Origin of the sequence: Salinibacterium sp. NK8237 (assembly GCF_015864955.1) — a bacterium.
In the GTDB taxonomy this organism is placed as follows: domain Bacteria; phylum Actinomycetota; class Actinomycetes; order Actinomycetales; family Microbacteriaceae; genus Rhodoglobus.
The window spans coordinates 1,328,958-1,346,529 of record NZ_JADYWE010000001.1; the positions used below are offsets into that span (position 1 = coordinate 1,328,958).

The 17,572-nt window shown below is 63.2% G+C and carries 22 protein-coding genes; 8 read left to right on the top strand and 14 right to left on the bottom strand.

The genetic code is table 11. The features are described 5' to 3' along the window. Positions 1–82: 82 nt before the first annotated feature. Positions 83–739 carry a TetR/AcrR family transcriptional regulator gene (locus I6E56_RS06430; protein WP_197136820.1) on the top strand — a complete coding sequence of 219 codons (657 nt, stop codon included), beginning with the start codon at positions 83–85 and terminating at the stop codon, positions 737–739. Positions 740–768: 29 nt separating this feature from the next. Here I6E56_RS06430 and I6E56_RS06435 read toward each other — a convergent pair whose 3' ends face one another. Further along, a complete protein-coding gene (locus I6E56_RS06435; RefSeq protein WP_197136822.1) occupies positions 769–1,506 on the bottom strand; it encodes a hypothetical protein in 738 nt (245 codons plus the stop codon). After that, a complete protein-coding gene (locus tag I6E56_RS06440; RefSeq protein WP_197136824.1) occupies positions 1,503–1,886 on the bottom strand; it encodes a PadR family transcriptional regulator in 384 nt (127 codons plus the stop codon). Before I6E56_RS06440 ends, I6E56_RS06435 begins: the two co-directional genes overlap by 4 nt. A gap of 138 nt (positions 1,887–2,024) precedes the next feature. Here I6E56_RS06440 and I6E56_RS06445 point away from each other — a divergent pair, with 138 nt between their 5' ends. The 4 genes from I6E56_RS06445 (at position 2,025) to I6E56_RS06460 (ending at position 6,107) form a co-directional block, all read left to right on the top strand. Then, positions 2,025–2,306, top strand: coding sequence for a metal-sensitive transcriptional regulator (locus tag I6E56_RS06445; protein WP_197109447.1), 282 nt, complete (start codon positions 2,025–2,027; stop codon positions 2,304–2,306). Positions 2,307–2,367: 61 nt separating this feature from the next. Next, positions 2,368–2,592 (top strand): heavy-metal-associated domain-containing protein, encoded by a 225-nt coding sequence (locus I6E56_RS06450; protein ID WP_197136826.1) that lies wholly within the window; start codon positions 2,368–2,370, stop codon positions 2,590–2,592. A gap of 101 nt (positions 2,593–2,693) precedes the next feature. Further along, positions 2,694–4,919 carry a heavy metal translocating P-type ATPase gene (locus I6E56_RS06455; RefSeq protein ID WP_197138154.1) on the top strand — a complete coding sequence of 742 codons (2,226 nt, stop codon included), beginning with the start codon at positions 2,694–2,696 and terminating at the stop codon, positions 4,917–4,919. Between the two features lie 84 nt (positions 4,920–5,003). Then, the gene (locus I6E56_RS06460; RefSeq protein ID WP_197136828.1) at positions 5,004–6,107 is read left to right on the top strand and encodes a sorbosone dehydrogenase family protein; all 1,104 of its coding nucleotides are present in this window, start codon (positions 5,004–5,006) and stop codon (positions 6,105–6,107) included. A 16-nt stretch (positions 6,108–6,123) separates the two neighbouring features. Here I6E56_RS06460 and I6E56_RS06465 read toward each other — a convergent pair whose 3' ends face one another. Genes I6E56_RS06465 through I6E56_RS06475 form a run of 3 tightly spaced genes read right to left on the bottom strand, consistent with a single transcriptional unit; the run spans position 6,124 to position 8,089 of the window. Continuing rightward, entirely contained in the window at positions 6,124–6,534 is a 411-nt protein-coding gene (locus I6E56_RS06465) for a nuclear transport factor 2 family protein (protein WP_197136829.1), read from the bottom strand. Positions 6,535–6,594: 60 nt separating this feature from the next. Next, positions 6,595–7,596 (bottom strand): YihY/virulence factor BrkB family protein, encoded by a 1,002-nt coding sequence (locus tag I6E56_RS06470; RefSeq protein ID WP_197136830.1) that lies wholly within the window; start codon positions 7,594–7,596, stop codon positions 6,595–6,597. Continuing rightward, the gene (locus I6E56_RS06475; RefSeq protein WP_197136831.1) at positions 7,589–8,089 is read right to left on the bottom strand and encodes a DUF6328 family protein; all 501 of its coding nucleotides are present in this window, start codon (positions 8,087–8,089) and stop codon (positions 7,589–7,591) included. Before I6E56_RS06475 ends, I6E56_RS06470 begins: the two co-directional genes overlap by 8 nt. 119 nt (positions 8,090–8,208) lie before the next feature. Between I6E56_RS06475 and I6E56_RS06480 the strand changes: the two genes are divergently transcribed. After that, positions 8,209–9,099: a VOC family protein gene (locus I6E56_RS06480; protein ID WP_197136832.1), complete on the top strand. Its 891-nt coding sequence runs from the start codon at positions 8,209–8,211 to the stop codon at positions 9,097–9,099. A gap of 16 nt (positions 9,100–9,115) precedes the next feature. On the opposite strand, the gene I6E56_RS06485 is transcribed toward I6E56_RS06480, so the two are convergent. Both I6E56_RS06485 and I6E56_RS06490 read right to left on the bottom strand, forming a co-directional pair. Then, positions 9,116–9,742: a GyrI-like domain-containing protein gene (locus I6E56_RS06485; protein ID WP_197136834.1), complete on the bottom strand. Its 627-nt coding sequence runs from the start codon at positions 9,740–9,742 to the stop codon at positions 9,116–9,118. Between the two features lie 32 nt (positions 9,743–9,774). Continuing rightward, positions 9,775–10,146 carry a PH domain-containing protein gene (locus I6E56_RS06490; protein WP_197109442.1) on the bottom strand — a complete coding sequence of 124 codons (372 nt, stop codon included), beginning with the start codon at positions 10,144–10,146 and terminating at the stop codon, positions 9,775–9,777. Between the two features lie 151 nt (positions 10,147–10,297). Here I6E56_RS06490 and I6E56_RS06495 point away from each other — a divergent pair, with 151 nt between their 5' ends. Together I6E56_RS06495 and I6E56_RS06500 are read left to right on the top strand one after the other, a co-directional pair. Continuing rightward, positions 10,298–11,521 (top strand): ThiF family adenylyltransferase, encoded by a 1,224-nt coding sequence (locus I6E56_RS06495; protein ID WP_197136835.1) that lies wholly within the window; start codon positions 10,298–10,300, stop codon positions 11,519–11,521. A gap of 2 nt (positions 11,522–11,523) precedes the next feature. Beyond that, positions 11,524–11,949, top strand: a complete 426-nt coding sequence (locus I6E56_RS06500) for a molybdenum cofactor biosynthesis protein MoaE (protein ID WP_197136837.1) — start codon at positions 11,524–11,526, stop codon at positions 11,947–11,949. 79 nt (positions 11,950–12,028) lie between these two features. Here I6E56_RS06500 and I6E56_RS06505 read toward each other — a convergent pair whose 3' ends face one another. Genes I6E56_RS06505 through I6E56_RS06535 form a run of 7 tightly spaced genes read right to left on the bottom strand, consistent with a single transcriptional unit; the run spans position 12,029 to position 17,543 of the window. Next, positions 12,029–12,274, bottom strand: coding sequence for a MoaD/ThiS family protein (locus tag I6E56_RS06505; RefSeq protein ID WP_231606259.1), 246 nt, complete (start codon positions 12,272–12,274; stop codon positions 12,029–12,031). A gap of 1 nt (position 12,275) precedes the next feature. Next, positions 12,276–13,340, bottom strand: a complete 1,065-nt coding sequence (gene moaA / locus I6E56_RS06510) for a GTP 3',8-cyclase MoaA (RefSeq protein WP_197136841.1) — start codon at positions 13,338–13,340, stop codon at positions 12,276–12,278. A gap of 9 nt (positions 13,341–13,349) precedes the next feature. Then, positions 13,350–14,177 carry an MOSC domain-containing protein gene (locus I6E56_RS06515; RefSeq protein WP_197136843.1) on the bottom strand — a complete coding sequence of 276 codons (828 nt, stop codon included), beginning with the start codon at positions 14,175–14,177 and terminating at the stop codon, positions 13,350–13,352. 40 nt (positions 14,178–14,217) lie between these two features. Beyond that, the gene (locus I6E56_RS06520) at positions 14,218–15,414 is read right to left on the bottom strand and encodes an ABC transporter ATP-binding protein (RefSeq protein ID WP_197136845.1); all 1,197 of its coding nucleotides are present in this window, start codon (positions 15,412–15,414) and stop codon (positions 14,218–14,220) included. 4 nt (positions 15,415–15,418) lie between these two features. Then, positions 15,419–16,297, bottom strand: a complete 879-nt coding sequence (locus I6E56_RS06525; protein WP_231606260.1) for an ABC transporter permease — start codon at positions 16,295–16,297, stop codon at positions 15,419–15,421. Continuing rightward, a complete protein-coding gene (modA, locus tag I6E56_RS06530; protein WP_197136847.1) occupies positions 16,294–17,127 on the bottom strand; it encodes a molybdate ABC transporter substrate-binding protein in 834 nt (277 codons plus the stop codon). The genes I6E56_RS06525 and modA overlap by 4 nt, the downstream gene beginning before the upstream one ends. Before the next feature lie 2 nt (positions 17,128–17,129). Next, entirely contained in the window at positions 17,130–17,543 is a 414-nt protein-coding gene (locus tag I6E56_RS06535; RefSeq protein WP_197136848.1) for a molybdopterin-binding protein, read from the bottom strand. Positions 17,544–17,572 lie beyond the last annotated feature (29 nt).

The window sequence follows — 17,572 nt, forward strand, 5'->3', positions numbered from 1 at the left end:
TTACAGGCATATGTCGTTCAGGGGAAGAGCAGATCACGAATTAAGCGTTTAGGCTGAAGGGACGCCCACGGATGGAGTGCACATGTCCCGGCCCAAAGTGGCTCTTCTGTCCACCGACCGCATTGCTGACGCGGCCCTCGCACTGGTCGACTCCGGGGCACCATTCGGCGTCAATGCGCTCGCGCGGAAACTAGGAGTGACGCCGTCGTCGCTGTACAACCACGTGGATGGCAAAGACGCGATTATTGAACTTATGCGCGCGCGCGTCGTCGCAGACCACATGCCTACCCATGTCTACAAATCATGGGATCACGCCGTGGTCGAAATCATGCGTCAACAACGCGCAATGTATGCCGCACATCCGGCGCTTGTTCCCCTCATCGTGGGCAAGACAATTACCGACGCCCACGCAATTGAACACTATGACCAGCTCGCGACAGCGCTGGTTGAGGCAGGGTTCTCTAACGACGAAGTACTCTCTCTCGTGGCAGTACTTGATGCCTTTGCGATCGGTTTCGGCCTAGACCTCACGTCACCCGAAGCAATTTGGCAACCGTCTGGCAGCACGCACACTCTCGGCAAGCTCATTGAGAACTCGGCCGGCGGAGCCGCTCGCAGCGACGCGGCATTCGAGCTCGGACTTGAACTGCTCCTCGGGGCGCTGCATGCGCGTCTCAACGGCGCGGCATCGCGCACCGCTCAGGTCACCCCCGCCGCAGGCGCTGACTCTCCCGACTAGCGCGTTCGAGTCGGCACTCACCCAGTTAGTCAGGGCCTGAGGAGACTGAACACCCACGCCATCGTGAATACGACGACAGCCATGAGCGGGAAAAGCCAGTTGACGGCGATCCGCAACTGGCTCCAATCACGTGGTCGCCCCTCGTCATCCGGTGCGTGCAATGGCGCAATAATCTCATCATCGTCGCGACTGCGCAGCGTTGCGACAGTGCCGACAACGGACAGCATGACCAGAACAGCCCCAGTGCCAATGAGCAGCGGTAGCGCAGACCCCATCAGCCACGCGTCATCCGCTGACGCCGGAGCCACGAGCGCTGCGAGACCGCCGGAAGCCCCCGCGACGAGCATCAGCACCACCGGAAGCCACCGTTGGCGAATGACCGCTCGCGGATAGAACGGGAAAGCAAACAACACGGTTAAGAGCACAGGGATGCCCAACAACAGCAGCTGAGGCACCGAGACGAGAACGAGGTCTTGATCAAACCGTGCAGTGCTGGCCACAGAAAATATGAGGAATGTGAAGAGCCCCAACACGGGCAAAAGCACCGTGCGGATCCTTTGCTCACGCGTATTCATAGTGGGAAGTTCCAGCGACGCCGCGTACTCACGTGGAGAGCCAAACGCTTCTTCCGCACTCTGTCCGGAGTCTGTCAGAAGCTCACGAACACCGGCGATGGCATCCCCGATTGCAGGGCCTGACACGTGGCGCAAGCGAAGCTCGACAGTGAAGGACTCGATCCAGGTGTCGTCAGTCGTTGAGGTTGTCATGGGGTCTCCGTTTCTGCTGTGCGCGCTGTGTTCAGAAAGTCGCTACCAATCGCGGCAAATCGCAGCCATTCCGATCGTGTTCGGTCTAGCTCGATTCGCCCTCGTTTCGTGAGCGAAAAGTACTTACGGCCTGGGCCGCCGTCACCCGGGCGCCACTCGACGGAGACGAACCCCACCGACTCATAGCGACTGAGAAGGGGATAGAGGGTGCCGCCCTTGACCGTCCCCAACCCATTGGCTTCAAGCTCTGCGATGATCGCGTAACCGTAGGAAGCGCCTTGCTCCAGTGCACGCAGGGTGAAGATGCCCAACACCGCACGCATCCAGTCGCTTGGCCACTCGGCGACTGGCCCCTCGGCTTCCGGTTCTTCTACACTCATGACTAGATTGTCTCTCTAACTAGTTAGACATGTCAAGGCTTCTCCTCCGACAAACGACCACTCGCTCCGGTTGACTTTCCACTCGCTCAGGCGTCTAATGGGAATACCCCTTGGGGGTATCCGGTTGGAGGGAATATCATGGTCGGTTATGTCGAAGACAAAGAAGTGCTGCTCAAGCGCCTTCGTCGCGCAGAAGGTCAAGTTCGCGGCATCCATCGGATGATCGAAGAAGACACGTACTGCATCGACGTGCTCACTCAGGTGTCGGCCGCCACGAAGGCCCTCGAGTCTGTAGCGCTCGCGCTGCTTGATGACCACCTCACCCACTGCGTCGCCGAGGCCAGCCGTGAAGGCGGAGCTGTCGCCGACGAAAAACTTCGCGAAGCGAGTGCCGCCATTGCTCGCCTCGTTCGTTCCTAAAATTCGTTTCTAGCTACACCCTCCGCCCGCGCCTCGCGCCTGCGGCAATCGAAGGAGAATCATGTCTCACACCGCCGATTACCTGGTCGAAGGAATGACCTGCAGCCACTGCGTCTCCAGCGTCACCGAAGAACTTTCTGAAGTGGATGGCGTCACCGAGGTCTCGGTTGACCTCGCCTCGGGCCTGCCCTCCACCGTTTCTGTCACGTCTGAGTCTCCCCTCGACGACGCCACCGTCAGCGCCGCAATCGAGGAGGCCGGCTACACGCTCGTGACGAGTCTCTAATGGTCGCGGCATCCGACAACGCAGCAACAACCGACGGCCCCGCCACCACCGCAGCACCCAGCACGGTCGACCTCCTAGATGTCGAACTCGACATCACCGGAATGACCTGCGCCTCCTGCGCGGGCCGCATCGAGCGCAAGCTCAACAAGCTCCCGGGCGTCGAGGCGAGCGTGAACTACGCCACCGAGAAGGCTCGTGTTCGTGCGCCCGAGGGTATGGATCCCGAGCAGTTTCTCGAAACCGTGAAGGCTGCCGGCTATAGCGCTGTCATCCCGGCGCCTATCCACGAACGCGACGAGAACGACAACGTGAGCGCGAAGAGCAGCGACGACGACTGGGCATCGCAATTGCTGCACCGCTTGCTCGTCTCGACCGCACTGGCCGTGCCGGTCGTGGTGATGTCGATGATCCCGGCACTGCAGTTCACCTACTGGCAGTGGTTGGCCCTCACCCTGACCGCGCCGGTTGTCGTGTGGGGTGCGTGGCCGTTCCACCGCGCTGCCGCCGTGAATCTTCGCCACGGTGCCGCCACCATGGACACCCTCATCAGCCTCGGCATCATCGCCGCCTTTGGCTGGTCGCTCTACGCCCTCTTCTTCGGCGGTGCTGGCGAGGCCGGCATGCACATGACGATGACCTTCTTCGGAACACCCGAGGGTGGTTCGAGCGAGATCTATCTCGAAGTCGCCGCCGCCGTCACCGTCTTCATCCTGCTCGGCAAGTACATCGAGGCCCGCGCTAGCCGCGAGTCCGGTGCTGCTCTTCGCGCCCTGCTCGAGCTCGGAGCGAAGGATGCTGCCGTTCTGCGCGGTGGTGTCGAACAGCGCGTCGCCGTCTCGTCGCTCGTCGTCGGCGACCACGTCGTCGTGCGCCCCGGCGAGAAGATCGCCAGCGACGGACTCGTTATTGAGGGCACCTCCGCCGTCGATGCGAGCATGCTCACGGGCGAATCCGTACCTGTCGAAGTCGGTCCCGACGATCGGGTCACCGGTGCCACCCTCAACGTCGGCGGACGACTCGTCATCGAAATCACTCGCGTCGGCCGCGACACCGAACTGGCCCGCCTCGGTCGCATGGTCGAAGAAGCGCAAACCGGCAAAGCCGACATCCAGCGTCTTGCCGATCGTGTTTCGGCCATCTTCGTTCCCGTCGTGCTCGGCCTCGCGGTTGTTGCCTTCGTCGGCTGGATGATCGTCGGCGGCCCCATCGAACTCGCTTTCACTGCCGCCGTCACCACGCTCGTCATCGCGTGCCCCTGCGCCCTCGGCCTGGCAACGCCGACCGCCCTGCTCGTGGGCACCGGTCGCGGATCGCAGCTCGGCATCCTCATCAGCGGACCCCAAGTGTTGGAACAGACCCGCTCGGTCGACACCATCGTGCTCGACAAGACCGGAACCGTCACGACCGGCGAAATGCGCCTCAGCTCGATCGAGGTGCTCGAGGGCGAAAACGAGGAGCTCGTGCTGGCTCGCGCCGCCGCCGTCGAGGCTGGCTCGGAGCATCCGGTGGGCCGTGCCGTTGTCGCTGCAGCCGAAGACCGCAGCATCGCCCTCCCGACCGTCACCGACTTCGCCGCCCAGGCCGGCACCGGTGTTCAGGCGACCATCGATGGCACCGTCGTGTTCGTCGGCAAGCCCTCGTGGCTCACCGCCGACCACCAACAAACAGTGTCGGATGCCGCCCGCGCCTTGGTCGAGAAGGCCGAAGCTGCCGGGTCGACCGCGATGGTCATCGCGTGGGGCGGTCAAGCGCGAGGCGTGCTGGTTGTCGGCGACACCATCAAGGCAAGCAGTGCAGACGCCATCGCCGAGTTCACGCGGCTCGGCCTGCGCCCCGTGTTACTCACGGGCGATAACGCCGGTGCTGCAGCATCCGTTGCCAGTGCGGTGGGAATCACCGACGTGCACGCCGGCATCACTCCGCAGGGAAAGCTCGACGTCATCCGTAGTCTGCAAGCTGAAGGCCGGGTTGTGGCGATGGTCGGTGACGGAGTGAACGACTCTGCCGCTCTGGCCGCCGCCGACCTCGGCATTGCTATGGGTGGCGGAACGGATGCCGCGATCGCCGCCAGCGACATCACCGTCGTGAGCGGGGACCTCATGGTCGTCGCTGACGCCGTTCGCCTCGCCAAGCGCACCCTCGGCATCATCCGCGGCAACCTGTTCTGGGCTTTCGCCTACAACGTAGCGGCCCTCCCGATCGCGATGCTCGGCCTGCTCAACCCGCTCATCGCGGGCGCGGCAATGGCCTTCTCATCGGTCTTCGTCGTCACGAACAGTCTGCGGTTGCGTGGGTTCCGGGGCTCGGTCAACTCTCGAAACTCCTAGTTACGAACACGAAACCGAGCCACAATCGGGGAGCAAAGACGCCAAGACCTTTCTTCTCAGACGAATCTGCGGTGGGATTAGCGCATGCGCTCTCCCCGTTTCACCGCCGTGCTCGTTGCTGGATTGCTAGCGGGATGCGCTCAGTCGCCCGTTGCTGAGCCAGAACAGTCAGCAGCAACGTCGGCGCCAAGCGTCGACGCCGCCGCCGTGACAGTCAACGCTGCCGAGGAAGCGACGACGATTGTTTCGGGGCTGGACGCTCCGTGGTCGATGGTGCGGCTGGCATCCGGTTCGACGCTGATTAGCGAACGTGACACCCAGCTCATCAAAGAATTGACCGCCGGCGGAGATCTTCGCGAAGTCGGGATCGTCGGCGAGGCTGCCCCCGACGGCGAGGGCGGGCTGCTCGGTCTCGCCATGCTCGACGAGACCCAGCTGCACGCCTACCTCACCACCGCGACGGACAATCGCATCGTACGTTTTGAACTCGAAGGTGAGGCTGGCAGCTATGCGCTCGGCGCGAGCGTCGACATCATCACCGGCCTGGGCAAGTCGCGCATTCACAATGGCGGCCGCATCGCCTTCGGGCCTGACGGGATGCTCTACGCCACTGTCGGCGACGCGAGCGATCCCGAAACAGCCCAAGACCTCGACAGCCTCAACGGCAAGATTCTGCGGATGCAGCCTGACGGCTCCGTTCCCGACGACAACCCTTTCGACGGATCGCTGGTCTACTCCCTCGGGCACCGCAACCCGCAGGGTCTTGCGTGGGACGACGACGGTCAGCTGTGGGCTTCAGAGTTCGGCCAAAACACGTGGGATGAGCTCAACATCATTCGCGCGGGCGCCAACTATGGCTGGCCGCTCGCGGAAGGGGAATCCACGGGTTCCAGCTTCGAAGAACCCGTCTACCAGTGGGCAACCGACGACGCGAGCCCCAGCGGCCTCACCTTCATCGACGGCACCTTCTTCATCGCGGGCCTAGGCGGCGAACGCCTGTGGGAAATTCATCCCGGAGAGACGACCACCGCGACGGCGACTTTCGAGAATGCTGCCGGCCGCATCCGCGATGTAATCCCCGGCCCCGATGGCAGCCTCTGGATGCTCACCAATAACACCGATGGCCGGGGCGATCCCCGCGACGGTGACGACCGCATTCTGCAGGTGGAGCTGACTGCCGCGCCCTAAGGCAAACGCGATTTATTCACTCCGCGGATGCCGGACGCTGGGTGTAAAACTCCGTGAACTCTTGGCAGCGCCCCGCGTCATCGAATCGCATCACAAAGCAATTGTCATAGACGCGCACAATCGGGCCATCTGGGGTGTCGCGATACGACGAAACACCCTGAGCGACGACCACAGTTCCGTCTACGGCGATCGGGCGATAGTGTGCTTCGAACGTGCCTGGTTCATCGACATCACTAGCACCGCCTTGGTCATCACCTTCGCCAAGCCACGACGCCACAACCGCATCCCGACCCCGATACGGCTCATCGTACGGGTGGTAGCGGTACGCGATGTCATCGCTGAAGAGCGCGCCAATCAGCGCGGGATCAAAGGACAGCCACGCCGCAATGTAATCATCGAGCCAGCGCTGAGCACTCTCATAATTCATGGGAAAACGCTACTCGCGGTGCGCGGCCATCACAACGGGGAAGCCGGTAATTATCCCGAGTTAGTCAGTGTCACCATTGCGCGTTCGAATGGCGATGCCGGCAGCCTCATCCGATGCCTGACGGCGAGCCAACACAAGATTGCGATAGGTATCGCGCAGGGGCAGTTGCACGGTGTTCTCTGCTGAGACTCCACCCCTCAACTGCCGCAGGCGGGTGAATTCGGCATCCACTTCAACTCCGGCCACTACCGCGAGGTTGCTGATGTAGAGCCAAATCAGCAGTGCAAGCGCTCCCCCGAGCCAGCCATAGACACGGTCATAGTTCGCGATCGTTGAGACATAAAAACCGAACCCCGCGGTCGCGAGGCCCCACGTCACTATCGCGAACACGGCACCGGTGCTGACCCATCGCATCCGTTCATGACGAATGTTGGGGGTGTAGTAGTAGAGCACCGCGATGATGAGGGTGAGGATGCCACCGAGAACCGGCCAGCGACCGTACGACCAGATCGCGACCCAGGGTTCCCCAAAGCCGAATGCGTCACCGATGGCGGTGGCGACGTTGGTGGTGGTGAGCAGGAGCACAGCCACGGCCGCAAAGGCCATAAGCAGGAAGGCCGAAAGCACAAGCATGAGGCCGCGGAACTTCACAAAGCGACGACCCTCTTGGATCTCAAAAACGCTGTTCGCGGCCCGACCGAACGCGGTGGCATAGCTCGACATCGACCACACGCTGAGGGCAATACCGATACCGAGCGCCAGACCGGGGCTCCCCACCGAGAAGAGTTGAGTCAGGGGCTCTTTGAGGGCCTCCACGGTGTCTTCTTGCAGCACTTCTCGCGCCAGATCGAGCACGGTCTCGGCCGCTTGGTCTTCACCCTGACCGAGCGCTAATGCCGAAACGACCGTAAGCGCGGCGGGGAAAATCGCGAGCGCCGCAAAGAATGCGAGCGTGGCTGCAGAATCGATGCCACGGTGCAGCATGAAGCCGTGATACGCGCGCTGGAAGGCGTAGCGCCACTCATGCCGGCGACCTGCGGCACTGCTGGGTTGTTCATTCATTCGAGAAGTACTTTCGGGCGAGTGCGGGGGCAATGAGCCACAGCAAAAGGGCTAAGACCGCGGCGACGACACCGGCCACGATTCCCGGGATGCGTCCGACAACGACGTCGAAGATCAGCATGGCCGTGCCAGCGACTGTCAGCGCAACGACGACCAGTGTCACCTTAAGAAGGCGGTCGGATGCGGCAACCAAGCGGTGTTTGACCTTGCGCCCAAAGAGTGCGCGGTGGAGACTCACGGGCGAGAGGGCGAGGGCGGTCGCGAGCACGGCGGCGGAGACGAGCGCGAGATACAGAATGACTTGGTACTGGTCGAGTTCGGAAAACCGCGATTGAAAGGCGAGCGTGAGCAAGAATCCAGTCAAAATTTGCGTGCCCGTTTGGATGACACGCAGCTCTTGAAGGATCTCTGTCCAGTTGCGGTCGCTACGTTCGGTGACAGTTTCGTCGCGCCCGTCGGGGCTCGCGTCTGCCCCCAACTCGTTCACATTCATCCCGCCAGCTTAAGCGAAACCTACTCAAAGTCAGGCGACGGGTTTATCATCGTGTCTCTAACAGCAGTGCGCTGCTAGCCGCCGCGCGTTGCGACGACATGGGTTCGAGGAGGAACACCATGAATACGATTACGCCGTGCCTGTGGTTCAACGGCAATGCCGAAGATGCTGTGCAGTTCTACACCACGGCGTTTTCCGACAGTTCGATTGTCGACACCACTCACTACCCTTCGGAGGGCTTGGCTGATTTTCAACAAGATCTTGCTGGTGCGGTGCTGACGGTTACTTTCCGTCTCGCGGGGCAAGACTTTTTGGCGATCAACGCAGGCGAGCGGTTTGCGTTCAACGAGTCCACGTCGTTCATGGTCAATTTCGATCCGTCTACTGATCCGGATGCTCGCCGCAATCTTGATGCGTTGTGGAATGCGCTTATCGACGGCGGCAGTGCGCTCATGCCGATCGCGAACTACGATTTCAGCCCGCGCTATGGATGGTTGCGCGACCGTTTTGGCGTGAATTGGCAGCTCATTTTGACCGATCCCGAGGGTGAACCGCGGCCCACCATCATGCCCGCGCTGATGTTCGGCGACGGCGTGCAAAACCGCGCCCGAGAGGCCATCGAGTTCTACGCCTCGGTGTTTGATAATTCGCAGTTGGGCGCTGACGTTCGCTACACCGAACGCACAGGCCCCGCGCATCCGGGTTCGGTGATGTTTGGCGATGTCAGGCTCCGAGACCTCTGGTTTGTGGCGATGGATGCCGCCACTCGCCAACACGTGACGTTCACGGAGTCCGTGTCGTTTGTAGTTCCGTGTGCGGATCAGGCTGAGATTGACCGCTACTGGGCGGCGCTCTCGGCGGTTCCCGAAGCTGAAGCCTGCGGCTGGTGCAAAGACAAATTCGGCGTGAGCTGGCAGATCACTCCCACCAATATCGACGAACTCATGAAACGGCCGAATGCCTTCGAGCACATGATGCAGCTGAAGAAAATCGAGATCGCCAAGCTTTAGTTAAACCCGCTCCGGACTAGGCGTGTTCCACGGGTTGCCGCAGCAGTGTGCGGAGCTTGGATGCCTCGACCTTGCGAAAGTCGTTGAAGTAGATCTCGTGGTGCTTGCCTGTCATCCGCAGCCCCTGCTCGGGAATGAATTCGCTGTGCAGCTGCGCCAGAATCTCGGCCTCATCGTCATAAGACCCGAGGTGGAGTGTTTGCACGCACAACCCCTCGTCGAGGGTTTCGAGGCGGACCTTATCGAGACTGGCGGGCAGGTTCTCGGGTGTCTTGCTCTTGGCGACCACCGAAGCCACCGCATCCTCGAACATGGTCGCGGTGATCCACTCGGGCGCGAGGATCATCGCGGTCCAGTCCCATTGCGACTTGTCGCGACCGCTCGTGAACGCGGCCATATCTTCGGCCCACCAGAGCGCTTCGAGCGGCGGCACAACGTAGTCGCGGTCGAGCGCTTTACTCGCGAACTTCAGGGTGTAAGCGACCGGATAGAGCGCGCCGATCGCGGCCGTGTAGTCGCTGTCGGCACCGGGTGCGCCATGGCCGTCGACCATGAGGTATTGCTGGGGTGGGACATCCAGAATCCTGAACTCGTTGTGGCGCGCTTTATACGCGTCGAGCGTCTTCTTGAAGTCTGTTTTCATTGCCCCACCCCGCCGTGCATTGGTTCGTATTGTTAGCTCGCGCCGATCACCACGTTGGCGATGAGCATATCGAGCTTGCGCACGTCGATGGCCTTGCCGACCTTGATCTTGATGTGGCCGGCACGGGTCCAGAGTTCAAGCTCGGCATTCATGTCGAGGGTTCCGGCGTTCTCGGATGACCACATGAGCACGTTCGAATAGGGCAGCGAGTAGAGCTCCACCTTCTTGCCCGTGATGCCCTGAGCGTCACGCACGATGAGGCGCTTGTTGGTGAAAACGGCACTGTCGCGGAAGGTTTTGTAGGCCGCGATGGGCTGTTCGCCGGGCAGCAGCATCGGCATGACATCTTCGGGAATGGGGGCTTCAGAAACGAACGTCCAGGCGGCGATTACTGCGGCTTCCATCGGGTACTCCTCAGATCGGGTGGCGAGCCGAGATCTCCGGCCCGCCCACACCCTATCGGTAGGCAACGACGCTGGGACGAACACGGATTCGCAGCATCCGAAATAGTAGAATCGTGACTGTGCCGCTCCCGGCGCGGTAAGGATCGAACCTGTGACGTCGCCCGCTCAGCATGACCGCCCGCCGCTCGTCGAGCCGGGCAACCATCTCAGCCCCGACCGTCTGATCCGCTATTCGCGCCAACTCGCTAACCCCGGCTTTGGCGAACTCGCCCAGCGTCGCCTTGCGAACGCCCGAGTGCTTGTCGTCGGCGCCGGCGGCCTCGGCAGCGCCACCATTCCCGCTTTGGCCGCGATGGGTGTCGGCACGATCGGCGTGATCGATACGGATGCTGTTGAGCTCTCGAATCTGCACCGCCAGCTCGCCCACGGGGTTGCCGATATCGGGCGCAGCAAGCTCGATTCGATGGCCGACACCGTCAGCCGTATCGACCCGGAAGTCTCGTTTATCGGCCACGATGTATGGCTCGATTCCCGCAACGCGCTCGAACTCTTCGCCGGTTACGACCTCGTGCTCGACGGCAGCGATAACTTCGCTACGCGCTATCTCGTCAATGACGCGGCCGCGCTGACCGGCATCCCCGTGGTCTGGGGTGCGATCCTGCGCTACGGCGGCCAAGCCGGGATTGCCTGGTCCGGTCACGGCCCGACCTACCGCGATCTGTTCCCCGTTCCGCCCGCGCCCGGCACCGTTCCCTCGTGCGCTGAGGGCGGCGTGCTACCCACCGTCTGTGCCATGATCGGCGCCATCATGTGCTCCGAAACCGTGAAACTCATCACAGGAATTGGCGAACCTCTCCTCGGCCGCGTGAGCACCTACGACGCGCTCACCGGCCGCTTTCGTGAACTCGAATACGCCGCAAGCGACGATGCGGATGCCATTACCGAGCTTATTGACTATGACCTGTTCTGTGGAGTGACGGCGGCGCCCGCGTCGAGTGGCACCCACGGCTCGAATGACGCCAGCGGGACCGGCGACGAAGGCGGCGCACGCAGCGCCGGCGAGGAGATCGAGTCGCGGGAACTTGCGGCCTTGCTCCGCGGTGCTGCGCCACTGCAACTGGTCGATATTCGCGAGCCCTTCGAGTACGCGATTGCCGCGATTGAGACTGCCGAACTGATTCCGCTGGGTGGCCTTGAAGGCCGGCTTGCCGACATCCGCACCGACGTTCCCGTGGTGGTGTATTGCCACCACGGCATTCGCAGCGAACGTGCTCTGCGGATGCTGCAGGGTGCCGGCTTCACCAACATCCGCCACCTAGTGGGCGGCATCGACGACTACGCGCAGGTCATTGACCCTGCGCTCGCGAGGTACTAAAGATGAACGATCAGAACCCGGCAAGCTTCGCCACCATCACGGATGCTTCGATCGATGAGGCCGCGATTCGGCGTGCGGTGGAGTCCCCCGCTTCTGGCGCGGTCGTCGTGTTTTCGGGAGTCGTGCGCAATCACGACGGCGGCAACGAAGTGTGGTCGCTCGAATATCAGGCGCACCCCGAAGCAGAGGCGCTGCTCGCTCAGTGCTGCGCCGAGGTCGCGGCCGAAACGGGCCTCGCCATTGCGGCAGCGCACCGCGTCGGCCTACTGCAGATTGGGGATATTGCCCTGTCGGCAGCCGTCTCCGCTGCGCACCGGCGTGAAGCTTTCGAGGCGTGCGAGTTGCTCGTCGAGCGCATCAAAGCAACGGTGCCGATCTGGAAACGTCAGCAACTCGCGGGCGGCGCGACCGAGTGGGTCGGGCTGTAGCGGCTGCGTGCGGCGCCCACGATCGGCGAGCGACAGTCAGTCGCACAGGCCACGTTGCCGCCGTAAGCGGAGTCGGAGCCTAGCCGCCAGCGAACGGCGGCAGCACGTCGACGCTAGCACCCACCGCGTGCGCGGGATCACGACGAACGACGCCATCGATCAGGAATGATCCCGACTCTACGACCCGCTGCATGAGCGAACCATAGCGCTCGATGAGCAGCTCCTTGAGCGTTGCCAGAGTTGCCCCCGACTCAATTTCGAGGTGCTCTTCATCGCGCCCAGCGGCCTCGGCGGCAGCGGCGAAATAGCGAATGTGAGTGGTCATGTCAGCCACCAATGTACGACATCTCGATCTTCTTCGCGCCGGGCCCTGGCGTAGTCGCCAGCCGGGCGGTGTTGAGCGAGCGCAACTCTGAGTAGCGGTCGGTGCGGTTGCGCCAGAGGTGAGTCATGGCATCCGAAAGTTCGTCGTCGGTGCAGCCATCGCGCATCAGGGCACGCAGGTCGTGCCCGGAGCTGGCGAACAGGCAGGTGTAGAGCTTGCCGTCGACCGAGATTCGGGCGCGCGAGCAGGTGTGGCAGAAGGATTGGGTGACGCTGGAAATCACGCCGATCTCGCCGCCGCCATCGAGGTAGCGCCATCGTTGCGAGGTCTCGCCGCTGTAGTTCGGGGCGATTTCTTCGAGGGGAAGCTCTGCGTTGATACGGGCCACGACTTCGGCCGAGGGCACTACTTCGCCGAGTTGCCAGCCGTTGGTGGTACCGACATCCATGTATTCGATGAAGCGCAAGATGAACGGGGTGTCTTTGAAGTGGCGGGCCATTGCGACGATGTCTTTGTCGTTGTGCCCCTTCTTGACAACCATGTTGATCTTGATCGGGCCGAGCCCGGCGGCGTGCGCTGCGTCGAGGCCGTCCAAGATCTTCTTCACGGGAAACTTGACGTCATTCATCGACTGGAAGGTCGCGTCGTCGAGCGAATCAAGCGACACCGTGACGCGCTTGAGTCCGGCCTCCGTCAGCGCGGGGGCAAGGTAGCCGAGAGCTGAGCCATTGGTGGTGATGGCGAGGTCGAGGGGCGCGCCCGCCGGGGTCGTCAGCTTCGAGAGCATCCCGACCAGTTCAGGGAGCCCTTTGCGCAGCAGCGGTTCGCCACCGGTAAGGCGGATTTTCTCGACGCCGTGAAGCGCCGCAACGCGAGCGAGCCGAGTGATTTCTTCAAAGCTCAAGAGTTCGTCACGCGGCATGAATGCGTAATCGGCACCAAACACCTCTTTGGGCATGCAGTAGACGCAACGAAAGTTGCAGCGGTCGGTCACCGAGAAGCGGATGTCATGCAGCGGCCTGCCGAGGGTGTCCAGAACTGGAGGCACAACCACGGAGGAACTCATAGCGTCAGACTAACCCGCGGCAGGCTGCGAAACCTCCGAGGCCGTCGCCTCGATCGCATCGCCGACGTGAATGCTGCCGCCATCAAGCGGAGTGAGGCGGATGCCGAACCACGTCTTGTGATCCCGCTGGCGGTGCTCCGCCAAGGTTCGAATCGGTTCCTTGCCGCGCTCGAGAGTGGAGGGTTCGATCGTGGTCATGACGCAGCGGTCGCAGATCATGGTGACGCGAAAGCGCACGTCGCCGATAGTGACGTGCGTCCAGCTTTCTTCGACGAACGGTTCGAGATCGTCAATGATCACGTTGGGACGGAAGCGAACCATGTCGAGGGGTTCGTCATCCGCGTCGGTCCACTCGTCGAGCTGGCGCAGCGATGCTCCGCTCGCGAGGAGCAGCGGGCCACCGTCGGCGAGGGACACCACGTCGCCGGGCTGGCCGCCGTCTTCGGGGTCGATCGGGCGCACCGTCGGGTCGGATTGCCAGACGAGGCGAGCGTCGAGGCCGACGCGTTCGCTGAGCCAGGCATTAACGTCGCCGCGGGCAGCAAGCGCTGTGCCTTGCCCATCGAGGTTCACTTCGATGGTGTCGCCGCCATCCGCCATATCGACGGTGATGCTGGAGCCGTCGCGGTCAGAAAGCCGCACGGCCGTCTCGCTCAGGGCGTGCGCCGAAAGGCCAAGAAGGTGGTTGTGCTGGCGCGCGGTGAGAGCTTTGCCGTCGCTGTCGACGAGAGCCCAGCGACGATCCTGCTCCAGCCCCCACGGGTTCACCACGGCCGAATCGACGTCTTCGCCCGCGAAGGATTTCACTGGATACACTCTGAGTCGTGTGACGCGCATGGGCGAATTCTAACAACGCCACCTGCCACAACGGCAGAGGTTAGCGGCGCGAATACACCGAGATTCGAGTCGGATCGACGGATGCCGTGACCCAGTCGCCCGGAGCGATTCCAGTCGTCAGCAGGTCGGCTGGCAACACCTCGGCCACCACGGTGTCGTCCTGCAGCGTGACGCGGATGCCCTGGAGTCCCGGCTCGAGAAATGCGACCGTGGCGTGCCACGAGTTCGGAGGTGCTGCGGGCGCTGCGAGCGCTGCGGGCACGACTTCTGGGGTGTGGGTAGACGACGATTCTGGCGCGCCCGAGCCCGCGCTCTGCGGCATCCGGTTCACGGCAACAGCCGCCGGCGGGAAGGCGATCGATACGTCTAACCCGACCGCGGGCAAGCCTGCAGCGACGGCGAAGCGTCGACCGTCTGGCAGCCGCACAAGGTCAGGGGTTTCGACAATGCCGTCGAGCAGGTTGAGCCCGACCAAAGTGGCGGCGAACTGGTTGACGGGTTGTCCAAGCACTCGCTCGACGTCGCCGCTGTCGATGATGCGGCCGGCATCCACGATGGCGACACGATCAGCCAGCACCATCGCATCCACCACATCGTGGGTGACCACAATCGTGGCGGGCAGGGCAGCCCGCTCGAGATCGCCGATGTGAACACCGCGAGCAGCGCCGCGAGCGCCGAGGCATTCGCGCAATAGGGTGCGCACGAGGGAAGCATTCTGCACATCGAGGGCAGCCATCGGCTCGTCGAAGAGCAGCACGTCGGGTTCGGTCGCGAGCACGCGCGCGATGGCGATGCGCTGCTGTTGGCCGCCGGATAGTTCAGCGGGCTTGCGGTCGACAAACTCGGTCATGCCGACGGCGTCGATCCACTCCCCCGCGCGCTGCCGGGCTTCGGCCACTTTCATCCCCTGCGACCGCAGCCCGAAAGCAACATTCTCGAGGGCGCTGAGGTGCGGGAACAGCAGCGGGTCTTGGCCGAGCAATCCAATGCGGCGACGATGGGCGGGCACCACCGTCATCCGGCCACCGCGTGCTGGCGGCACGTCAGTGAGTACTCGACCGTTGACGGAAACGGTGCCGCTGTCGGGGGCAAGCAGTCCGGCGATCAGCGCGAGCATGGTCGATTTGCCCGAGCCGTTCGGCCCGAGCAGCGCCAAGGTTTCGCCGGGTGCGACTGAGACGCTCGCGTCGAGAACGAAGGAGCCTCGGGTCAGCCGCAGGGTGGTATCCAGAGTCATCGGATCACCGCTCTGGGGTTGTGCGCCAGCTGCGCAGTAGAAGCAGGATGACGATGCCGACAACCACGAGCAGCAGCGACAGCGCAATGGCGGAATCTTGGCTCACGCCGGCGCCGTTGAACGCGGTGTAGATCGCGAGGGGCATGGTGCGGGTGGTGCCGGCGGCGTTGCCGGCGAAGAGGGCGGTGGCGCCGAATTCGCCGAGCGCGCGGGCGAAGCAGAGCACGGTTCCGGCGATGACGCCCGGCATGATGAGCGGCAAAGTGACGCGGCGAAACACCGTCCAGCGGCCGGCACCGAGAGTTGCCGCGACCGCCTCGTACCGGGTGCCCGCGGTGCGCAGTGCACCCTCGACCGAGATCACCAAGAAAGGCAGAGCCACGAACGATTGAGCGATTACGACAGCACCCGTCGTGAACGGAATGCGGATGCCGAACCACAGTTCGAGCACACTGCCGACGAGCCCGTTGCGTCCGAGAAGGTACAGCAGCGCGATGCCGCCGACCAGGGGTGGCATCACGAGCGGGAGCGTCGTGAGCGCGCGCAGCAGACCGGCCAGCCGGGCGCCGGAGCGCGCAATTACCAAGGCTAGCGGGAGGCCGACGATCAAACACACGACGGTCGCGGCGAGCGCGGTCTGCAGCGACAACCGCAGCGCCGACAGCGACTCTTCCGACACAATCGCGGCGGGAACGCTCGGCCAGTCAGCGCGGAGAAAGAGCCCGACAATCGGCAGAATCAGCAGCGCAAAGCCGAGCGCGGCCGGAATATAGAGCAGCCGCGGGATGCTCTGGCTGGCGGCGGTCGCGCCGCGTGTGCCCGCAGCACCGCGAGCGCCAGCAGTTTTTCTCGGGGTGAGCGCCGAGCGCGCGGTCTCACTCATGGTGTCGAGAATCCGTAACTGGCGAGGATGCTCTGCCCCTGCGCCGAGAGCACGAAGTCCACGAATGCGGCGGCGATGGCCGGTTGCACAGCCTCGTTCAGCACGGCAATCGGGTACGTGTTGCGAGCGGTTGCGGCATTGACAATCTCGACGCCCTCGACCGCACCCGCGGCATTCAGCACGTCGGTGACATAGACGAGCCCGGCATCCACTTCGCCCAGCTCGACCTTGGTCAACACGGCCGTCACGTTCTGTTCTTCCGTCACGGGCGTGAGTGCGATTTCCGCGTTGTCGAGCAGGATGTGGGAGGCCGCCCCACACGGAACTGCGGGGGCGCACAGGGCAACCTGCACGGCGGGCTCCGCCAGATCGCTCAGCGCCGTGATGTCCAACGGGTTGCCGGGCTGCACTGCAATCTGCAATTCGTTGCTCGCGAAAGAAACGGGAGCAGTCGCCAGCTCGGCGCTGACCTGCTGCATTGTCGCGTCATCCGCGGAGGCGAAAACGTCCGCCGGGGCACCTTCGCTGATCTGCGTTGCGAGAGTAGAGGAACCGTCGAAAGAGATCGGGGCGATCGTGACGCCGGGGTTCTCGGCGCCGAACGCCTCAGCCAGCTCGGAGAACGAGGCCGTCAATGAGGCGGCAGCGAAGATCGTGAGCTCACCCTGCAGCGCACCGTCATCTGAGGTGGATGTCGACGCCGGCTCTGCCGATGAGCATCCGGCGAGCCCAAGCACGCCCGCGAGCGCACCAACGGCAACCGCCCTCAGCACGCGATCCCGTCGTCGCCCGTGACCGCCCTGCTGCCCGTGCTGGCGAACACCGCGCATCACTAGGAGTTGTCTTTCGGAGCCTCAACAACCACCATCGTCGCTTTCACGACGGCGACCGCGAGCGACCCAATTTCGAGTTTCAAGTCACGCACCGCTTCGGTCGACATGAGCGACACAATACGATGCGGGCCGCACTGCAGCTCGACCTGCGACATGACAGTGTCGCTCAGGATGCCCGTGACGAGCCCGACCATCCGGTTACGAGCGCTGCTCGTTGACTCGGATGCCGCTACCAACTGCTGAGCATGTTGCGCACGTTCTTGAGCACGCTGGGCTAGGTCCGCGCCGTCGACAACTTGGCGCCCGCCGTCATCGAGAGAGACAGGCAGGCCGTCGGAGGCGATCCACCGTCGCACGGTGTCGTCGCTAACTCCGAGCAGCCCAGCAGCCTCGCTAATCCGATAGTGCGTCATAAAGCGGAGTTTAGCACCGCATCTGCGGA